5 protein-coding genes are annotated in these 8,813 nt (G+C 53.0%); 1 reads left to right on the top strand and 4 read right to left on the bottom strand.

Going from position 1 to position 8,813, the window contains the following annotated elements; translation table 11 throughout:
* Positions 1 to 237: 237 nt before the first annotated feature.
* Positions 238 to 1,254 carry a D-cysteine desulfhydrase gene (locus KUW67_RS18185; protein WP_224826762.1) on the bottom strand — a complete coding sequence of 339 codons (1,017 nt, stop codon included), beginning with the start codon at positions 1,252 to 1,254 and terminating at the stop codon, positions 238 to 240.
* A 190-nt stretch (positions 1,255 to 1,444) separates the two neighbouring features.
* Here KUW67_RS18185 and KUW67_RS18180 point away from each other — a divergent pair, with 190 nt between their 5' ends.
* Positions 1,445 to 2,347, top strand: coding sequence for a LysR family transcriptional regulator (locus KUW67_RS18180; protein WP_224826760.1), 903 nt, complete (start codon positions 1,445 to 1,447; stop codon positions 2,345 to 2,347).
* 455 nt (positions 2,348 to 2,802) lie between these two features.
* Here the strand turns inward: KUW67_RS18180 and KUW67_RS18175 are convergent, their stop codons facing one another.
* From KUW67_RS18175 to KUW67_RS18160, 3 genes are all read right to left on the bottom strand, one after another.
* Positions 2,803 to 4,017, bottom strand: coding sequence for a metallochaperone AztD (locus KUW67_RS18175; RefSeq protein ID WP_224826759.1), 1,215 nt, complete (start codon positions 4,015 to 4,017; stop codon positions 2,803 to 2,805).
* Positions 4,018 to 4,574: 557 nt separating this feature from the next.
* The gene (locus KUW67_RS18445) at positions 4,575 to 7,862 is read right to left on the bottom strand and encodes a hypothetical protein (protein ID WP_304522402.1); all 3,288 of its coding nucleotides are present in this window, start codon (positions 7,860 to 7,862) and stop codon (positions 4,575 to 4,577) included.
* 525 nt (positions 7,863 to 8,387) lie between these two features.
* Positions 8,388 to 8,633, bottom strand: a complete 246-nt coding sequence (locus KUW67_RS18160; protein ID WP_224826758.1) for an Lrp/AsnC family transcriptional regulator — start codon at positions 8,631 to 8,633, stop codon at positions 8,388 to 8,390.
* Positions 8,634 to 8,813 lie beyond the last annotated feature (180 nt).

The raw sequence follows: 8,813 nt of genomic DNA, 5'->3' as shown, positions 1-8,813 counted from the left end.
ACAAAAGACCATCGAAACACGGCGCTTGCTTCACCGCAAATCGGCCGCATAATCAAACCAACCAGATGAGCCAGATCCTCTCTTAGCTCAGGCGCCCATCTGTCCCAAAATCCCTGACGACGGACAGGCCACCTCTTCTGCGAAAGCTGGAACTGCGATCACGCTGGCCAGCGCTGTTGCGATCAAGTTGTTTCTAATTGTCATTTTTTGGTCTCCTTGTTGGTCAATTTTATGTTTTTAGTGCGCCATATATCCGGGCAGATTGAAAGTTTCGGGGTAGCCAAACAGCGCAGCACTGCCGCCGGTATGTAAGAACACGACATCGCTCACTCCGTCGAAATACCCTTTGCGCGTCAGATCAATCAGTCCATCTAGACCTTTGCCGGAATAAACGGGGTCGAAGAGCAAACCTTCGGTTTCTGCCAGAAGCTTGAGAGCGGAGACCATGCCGTCAGTGGGCACGCCATATCCGGCACCTACGTAATCGCAGTTAGCCCGGACATGGGAAGGTGTGACTTCTGCTGTTGTACCCAAATGCGACACTGTCCGTTGGGCAAGATCAAATACCATACCCTCCTGTTTCTCCTGCGGCGCCCTGACACCAATGCCCAGAAGGTGGATGTCGCTTTGGATCGCAGTCAACCCCGCAACCAGTCCCGCCTGTGTGCCAGAACTGCCTGTGGCATGAACCAATGCATCAATGTGGAGGCCCATCCCATTGGCCTGTTCAACCAATTCGCGTGCGCAGTTCACATAGCCCAGTGCTCCAATGGGATTGGAGCCCCCACCGGGGATGATGTAAGGCTTTTTACCATCGTCACTTAACGTGGCTGCCAACGCCTCCATTTCTGCAGTCATGTCCGTGCCACCGCCACGCTTTGAAACGGTTGCGCCGTGCAAACGGTCCAGCAGAACGTTGCCGCTCATGATATAGCTTGGGTCACTCGAGCCAGTCCGATCCTCAAGCAGGATATGACAGCCCATGCGAAGTTTTGCAGCTGCGGCTGCCGTTTGGCGGGCATGGTTTGACTGGGTCGCACCTTGGGTGATGATTGTGTCGGCGCCTTTTGCCCGAGCGTCGGCCATCAGATATTCCAGTTTGCGCGTCTTGTTCCCACCTGATGACAGTCCAGTGCAATCATCACGCTTTACCCAAAGTCGCGGACCTCCCAAAAGCTCGCTCAGCCTATCCATTGGCTCGAGCGGTGTTGGCAAATGTCCCAAGGCCACACGCGGGAATTTAGCCAGTTGAATAGCAAGGTGTTTGCAGCGGCTTACCTCAAGATCCGACGCATCCCGTTCGTGATGCTTAGCAAGTGTGTCAGGTGCTGCCACTTCAGCCCTCCATTTACGCTTGGTCAAAGCATCCTCTGGACTGAAAGAAAAAAACAATGCCATTTTATATGGCTGCTAATACATTTGGTTTGAGCGAAAGGGAAAAGCGATGCATTTGCAATGGCTCGATGATGTTCTGGTCTTGCTGGAAGAGGGAAATCTTTCCCGTGCTGCGACGCGCCGAAACATCACGCAACCTGCATTTTCAAGGCGGATTCAAGGGTTTGAGGCGTGGTTGGGGGTGACGGTTCTCGAACGGGGAACCAATCGGATTGCGATCAGCCCCGCGCTTTTGTCCAACGAAGATGAAATTCGCGCCCTGACTGCACGCCTACATGAGCTGCGCACAAAGATTGGGCATTTTGATGCTTCCCGCGCCACACTAGCAATTGCCGCCCAGCATGCTGCCGCCTGTTCAACGTTTCCAGATATGGCTTTGCGTGCGAAATCGAAGTTCCCTGGGATTCAGTTCCGCCTTCACGCGGGCAACCTAAACGATTGCGTTTCAATGTTACTGCGCGGCGATACCAGCTTGCTGCTGTGTTATGAGACCGAAAGCGTCGGGGCCATGCAGTTCGGTGCCGATGTTCGTCGAGGGATCTGGGGAAACGATTACTTGGTCCCGGTTGTCGGCGGCGCATTGCGATACAAGGTCAAGGAAACCGGTGAAGTGCCTGCAGACACGCCTGCCATTGTGTATCCGGAGGACAGCTACTTTGGGCAAGTTCTGAAAAAAGGACAGCGCCGGTTCGGAACGCCCGATCTCGATGCGCCGCTGTTCAGCATGACCGCGTTCTCAAGCGGCACCCGAGAGCTGGTCTTGAAGGGACTTGGCGTTGGCTGGCTCCCGTTCAGCATGATCCACAAAGAAATTGACAGTGGTGCGTTAATTTCACTTGCGAACCAATATGGTCAAGAGCCGCTCATGCTTGTCATTTACGCCGACAACAGCGTTGAGATGGCGAGAGAACTCATGGGGCATTGGATTGATGATGCGTCGCAGAAAGCATGAGCGGTTGTCACTGGGTCAAGTTTTGAGTCGTTCCGATGACGGCCTGTGTTGATGCAGCCAGTCACGTGCGCTTTTGAGCGGCGCTGAAACGCCTATGGTGTCAGTGGCGTGAGGAGGGGTTGCCAAATGGTTTCGTCTCGCGCCTCAGCCGTCTTTCTGTCTTGCCTGAGTAAGGTTATCAGACAAAAGCCGCGAATGACCTGAATTCCGCCCTTGCTGCTTGTCGCCACCGTCGAGACGCGGACAAAGCCGACCTGCGTTGCAACTTGTGCCGACGACTGCTCTTCAGCGCAATTTACAATACGATCGTTTTCGCCGATGCCAGAACTGGTGACATGAGATGCTATGAACTGGGGCGGACCACCTGGCAAACGGCTTTGAATGGAGCCAGGGGATTTTTCATAGAACCAGGCCAGAATGCTGGCCTGGTATCTTGTCGTTTTGGGGCTCTATTGTCAGTGCATAAGGCCGCTGCCGCCAACGACGACAAGATTGTAAGGCGTCCCATCGACAGAAATCTGCTCTAACTCGGTGAAGTCCTCCAGATCAATGACGCGGACACTTGCTTTTAGTGGATCAGTCAGGATCAACCGTTCTCCAGCGGTTGTCATCCGAGGACGTGGATCGCGCCAGTGGCCTTCCATCGAATAGGGCTGCGTAAGTTGCGTAAGGCTTGCCTCAATCTCGGCGGTCAGCATGTTCAACCGGTGCAAGGATCCGTCTTCGGTGAAGATATAGCCGTGTTGCGGCTTGTTTGGATCAAGGATGAAATCAACTTTGCGGAAGGGCAGTTCCACACGCTTAAAGTAAGGCGCCTCTGTAGGATCAAGGATTACGACAGACCGGCGGTCATAGTCCCCGAGGAAGGCCTGCATTGCGACCGCTCCGACCAGTTGACCGGTCTTGTCCTCGGGAAAATCCTCGGGGTAGGGCAACATCTTGAAGGCATCTGGGCCTCCGGTGGTGTCGTGGGCGATCACGCCTTCTTCACAACCCGCAACAAGGTAGACACCCGAAAACGCCTCGCCGTGAAGCCCAGTGCAGGTATGCACCTCGCCCAGTCTGGTGCCGTCCGGTGCGTAGGCCGCAATGCCCACCCGCGGCGGCAGTCCGTCGCCCTGAACCGGCTCTTCGGACGCGACAGAGGCGACAAGATAGTCGCCCAGATTAGCGACGAAACCGTGGTGTGCCACGTTCACCGGGAATTGCTGTTCGTTGAGGTTACCGCTTAGAACCGCATCCTCGCTGAAGACGCCTGCATAACCGCCGCGATCGTAGGCAATCGCAACAGCCCCTGAATGGGTGACCACATGGCCGGGGCGCGGTCCCGTGACCTGACCGATAGGCTCGGGGTCGGAGACCTCGATATCTGCGTGGTCGCCATGGGCTTCAAGCTCCACACCGCTCCGGAAGAAATCGACCTTGTCATCGTTTGACTGCACCGCAACAATCAATGCCCCGTCCGCCGCGGAATAGAGCCGCGCCGCTCCCGCCAGATCGAAGCTCCAGCGCTGGTCCGGGTTGTCGAGATCGATCGCCGTGACCGTGGGGTTGGTGTGATCGGCAACAAACAGCCGCCATGCGGTTGCCTCGTCCTCGGCCAGCGCAGGGTGCGTGAGGGCAAGCAAGACCCCTGTATAAGCCATTCCTGAGATCTTCGACTGGATCATTATCCATTCCTTTCTTCGGGTTTGCGGTGAAATCACTCGGGTCATTCCGATCTCAGATTTGAGGCTCTTGGGATCGGTTTTCCTGCATCGCGGGTGTCCCCTATGCGGGTCAGCAGGATAGTTTTTCAGCTCCAAAGAAGCCGGGCAGAACAGTTACGGAAGGGCAACAATCAAGCATGGGAAGACTCGGAGGATAGCGAAGCGAATCTAGTAACTAGAGTAGTTACTAGATAATCGCAACCACGCTTGTTACGTGAATGAAGTAAAGAATTGCTATTAAGCGCAACAGTCGATGATCTCGGGCTTTGCACGCCTTGGGACAAATGGCGGGCGCTCCGGATCTCATGCAAATGTCAGGTGCAATCGTCGTCCATGTAGAGACCAACCCAGTCGTTATGCGTCGGGTTCTGAGGCGTCACCACGCGATATGACAGAGGCCCGATGGCCTTTTCATTCGTTATCGCGCTGTATGTAACCTGCCGAAGACAGGCCTTGATCCAAAGTTCCCTCCCCAAAGCTGGCAGCATAGAGAGGCTCTTTCAAACAAAGGACGACTATTATGCGAAAAGGAAGTCATCGACAGTGAACGAGGCGATATCGTTTGTATCATAACCCTCAAGCCAGATGCTTTCACTATTGTAGTTAATATACAGATCGTTCTGCGGATTGCCTTGCGCGGTACGCTCAATAAACTCAAGTTCCGTCATCGTGGTCACCCCCCAGGCCGACACGTCGATCTTGTCTGATCCGAGCTCAAAATCCATGATGCGATCTCTGAATCCGTCACCGGCCGTGAAAACAAACGTGTCATCACCTGCTCCGCCGTGAAGAAACTCCGTTCCGTCGCCATCAATCAGCGTATCATTGCCATCCTGACCATAGTAGCTGAGGGCACCGCTGCCCGCGCGTATGGCATCGTCAAAATTGGATCCATACACCTTCTCGACCGACGAAACAGTGTCCCCCGCAGCGATGCCGGTGCTGTTGCTGCTGTCGGTCAGATCAATCGTCAGTCCGCTTGTCGCATTGCTATACTTGAGTTCATCTCCACCATGGTCGCCTCCATCATAGGTATCCGCGCCGCCGCCAGCGATGAATATGTCACGACCGCTTCCACCAAAGACAATATCGTCGCCCGCACCATCATGTATCTGGTCATTCCCGGCACCGCCCATAATGGTCTGGCCGAAGTCGTTGATCTGCTCGCCGTCAACGTCGACGAAAGTCGCGTCGATCTTATCGTTTGCCGTCGTGCCATCAATCGTTTGCCCGCCTGTAGATCCCCCTGGATCGGTGGGTTTTGCAAAGACAAAGTGATCGTTCGTGAACATGCTGATATCTTCTGCATTCACACCATCAATACGAATACTCTCAGAGCCGAATGACAAAATGACACCGTTGAGAGCCGTGCCTTGACCGCTTACCCGACCTGCGATTGTTAGCTCACTGAGATCAGTCACGCCCCAGGCCTCCAGGTCGATCACATCATCTGAGAGACTAAAGTCATCGATCCGGTCTTGCTTCCCGTCGCCCGCCATAAACCGAAACGTGTCTGCTCCAGCCCCCCCGTTAAAACGGTTGGTGGATGCGTCATCAATGAACAAGTCATCACCGCCAAGTCCACGGATCCACCCAACTCCACTTCCCGCGATAATGACATCATCATATTCGGTACCGCGGAGGCGCTCGACGGAAGAAAACGTATCTCCGTGTGCTATGCCAGTGCTGTTTGAAGCATCTTGCAGGTCTATCGTTAGCCCAACAGTAGACCGCGTGTAGTAAGCCTCATCACCAACATCTGCGCCCCCATCAATCGTGTCAGCACCGGCCCCAATAAAGAACGCGTCGCGTCCTGCACCACCGAATATTTGGTCATCACCAGCACCATCAAATATCCGGTCCCTGCCTCCGTTCCCAAAGATGGTCTGGCCGATGTCAGAGATCGTTACCCCATTCGGATCTACGAACGAGGGGTCAATAAAGTCGTTTGCTTCGCTGCCAACAACAGTCTTCGCGGTAATCGATGTCTTGATGTCATCAAAATAGAAAACCTCGTCCTCAAACAGCAGACGTTCCACATCGTCTTGCACCCGATTACTGCCTCGTGTCGCATGACTTACGATTAGGTCTAAACCATCAAACGATATTTGAAATTCGTTGAAAGCCGCTTCGAAGACGGCAGTATCAGTCCCGGACCCGCCAATCATATGGTCGTTTCCCAAGCCACCCCAAAGTGTGTCGTTACCTTCACCTCCGTTAAGGGTGTCGTCACCTTCGTTTCCGTATAGCGTATCCTGACCTCTGCCGCCTTCAAGGTGGTCGTTTCCGCCAAGTCCTGCGATCACATCATCAGCCCCTCGTCCGATAATGTGATCTGCGGTTTCGGTAATATTGGTGATTTCCAATCGCACCAGTTCCCAGTCTGAGAAGGCGACTGACAGAGTATTGCTTGAAAAATCCGCGGCGTTCCAACTCTCGTGGTCCCACGTGACCGTCGCTTTCGCCATATTGATCGCGCCGGCATCTGCAGGCACATCATCCCCTAAAGTCGTCACGGTGACAAAGTATGTCTGACCATATGATGCCGTAAACTCCGTTAGGTTTACATCAACAACTCCAGTCATAGTCGTCTGATTTGAAAGAAAGATAACATCTCTTGATACGCCATCAGAGAACGCATGGAATTCTAGATCGTCTTCCCGCGGAAGCGAGCCCGCAACAAGATTTCCCGAACCGGCCACTTGAAGCCCGTGGATCGATTCATTCATCAGCTTGAAAGCGGCGCCGCTGTGTTTTTCCTGTAGATTGCTTGAGTCACCGCTAAATGAATGCACCAAAGCGGTCGTGCCTTTTGCCGACGACCAGAAGGTCCAGGCCTGTGCCGCGTCCATACCCTCGTCGACCATTCGGTACATGGTTTCGACCAAGACAGTCGCATTTCGCAATCCGAACAGATCCAATCGTTCCCAGTTCCGAGCGTTCCATTCGCTGGAATGCCACTCAAACTGCTTTCCAGTTCGGTTCTCGAAGTGTTGAAGCTGGTCGAACAAAAAATCCTGATCGCCCTCATCCACCTCCAAGCTTCGTATATAATAGTGATCAACCAGAGCATCTGTTGCTTCGACCGCACCTTGCACAGACATGAAGCTATCAATTAATTCGTTCAACTCAGCTCGTGCGCTGTTTGTTGTTGTGTGGCGACCGAGAGCATGCAGCGATTGCACGACAATATCGGCTTGGTCCCCAATCGCATTTTGGATGGCGACCGCAACCTCTCCAGCAAGTTGTCCATATTCCGCGCCATTCATACGACCGGAGCCCCAGAACTCATTGCCGATCTCGAATGAGGCTATCGTCACTCCCGCAGCCTGTGCTTCAGCCATCGCAGCATTTACAAACGTGACGACATCGAGAATGTACTGTGGATCGACCTCTCGCGGTACGTAACTCGGGTCAGGGGCACCCGTGCCAGGAGTGCCCGGTAGAAGGCCATGCTGGGTCGGAATGACTATGGACACAGTACCACCTGGACCGACGCGCTGCAGGAATTGATCCAAAGGAATAATTTCTTCGTTAGGATCGGCTTTTGAAACAGTGCTGTTCCAGTTCGTAATATCAAACTGAAACTCGGTAATTGACCCACCAGGATAGCGCCATGTGTGGACGCCTCCGATCAAGTCGTTGCCGTTGTCGAAGTTTGCGTCAGATATTGAGTTTCTATCTGGATTACTTGGATTGGCATCCTGCGTAAAAAGATAGTTCGCACCGAACATTTCGGCGTTTACGGCGTTCCCAAGCGGACTTTTAGAAATCAAGAGTGGGGACGTCTGAGTTAGGTCGCTCAATGTATTAAGCCCTTTTCAAGAATATGGAAATATTCAAAAAAACATCACGAATTCGATAAAATGAGCACGTACAGAACCAGCTTGCTTCACAACGCAAGCCATACAGCCAAGAGGACACGCATAAATTGTATACTCGGAAGAATGGGTACTGGCAAGCCAACACTGACTCAGATTACACAGCTGTCTCACATATAAGTCTTTTGAAAAATTAACACCATAATAACTTATTTTTTTTATTCTTGATTGTCCTAAAAATAAATCATGACCCCGCATCGCTCCCTTATTTCACTTAGGAAGATACCACCTTTGATTGAAATTCAGATCTTCCGCCTGATCCTCCCGCACGGAGGTGGAGCTGCTCTGCGATGAGGAAAACGCGGGACGCCCCCCTCTAGTCTGCAGATTAAGAATGGCACTGTTCAGGCTTTGGTTCTCTGCAAGCGGATCAGCCACAGCGAAAGCTTTCTTGCCTGCAAAAAACTGACACCGACGGTATACCGCTGCTGCATCTCGCTCAAATGACAGCTACGGGGCTACAGGTGGCTCACCGCGCTTGATCTGGCTCCAAACAAGCGTGGATGTGTAGCTGGCCACATGCTCTGCTGCCAATAGCGTTCGCATGCCCCATTCTTCATAGCTTTGCAGGTCTTTCGCGTGCACGATGAGAACATAGTCAAAATCGCCAGACACAGAATAGCATTGCGATACTGCGGTATCATTTCGAACATCCTTTCGAAACTTCTCATCACCGACCGAGTTGGAAACGTTCAATTTCACCTGCGTGAGGAAGGTGAGGCCCCGAAGATTTTCAGCAACAACTGAAACTGTCCGTCGTCAGGGATTTTGGGACAGATGGGCGCCTGAGCTAAGAGAGGATCTGGCTCATCTGGTTGGTTTGATTATGCGGCCGATTTGCGGTGAAGCAAGCGCCGTGTTTCGATGGTCTTTTGT

The sequence above is a fragment of the Cognatishimia sp. MH4019 genome, from assembly GCF_020177595.1.
Taxonomy (GTDB): domain Bacteria; phylum Pseudomonadota; class Alphaproteobacteria; order Rhodobacterales; family Rhodobacteraceae; genus JAHTBL01.
This window is presented reverse-complemented; position numbering and strand designations above follow the sequence as displayed.

Coding starts and splice junctions, on each gene's coding strand:
- KUW67_RS18180 (WP_224826760.1), top strand. CDS start 1,445: ATGCATTTGCAATGGCTCGATGATGTTCTGGTCTTGCTGGAAGAGGGA.
- KUW67_RS18175 (WP_224826759.1), bottom strand. CDS start 4,017: ATGATCCAGTCGAAGATCTCAGGAATGGCTTATACAGGGGTCTTGCTT.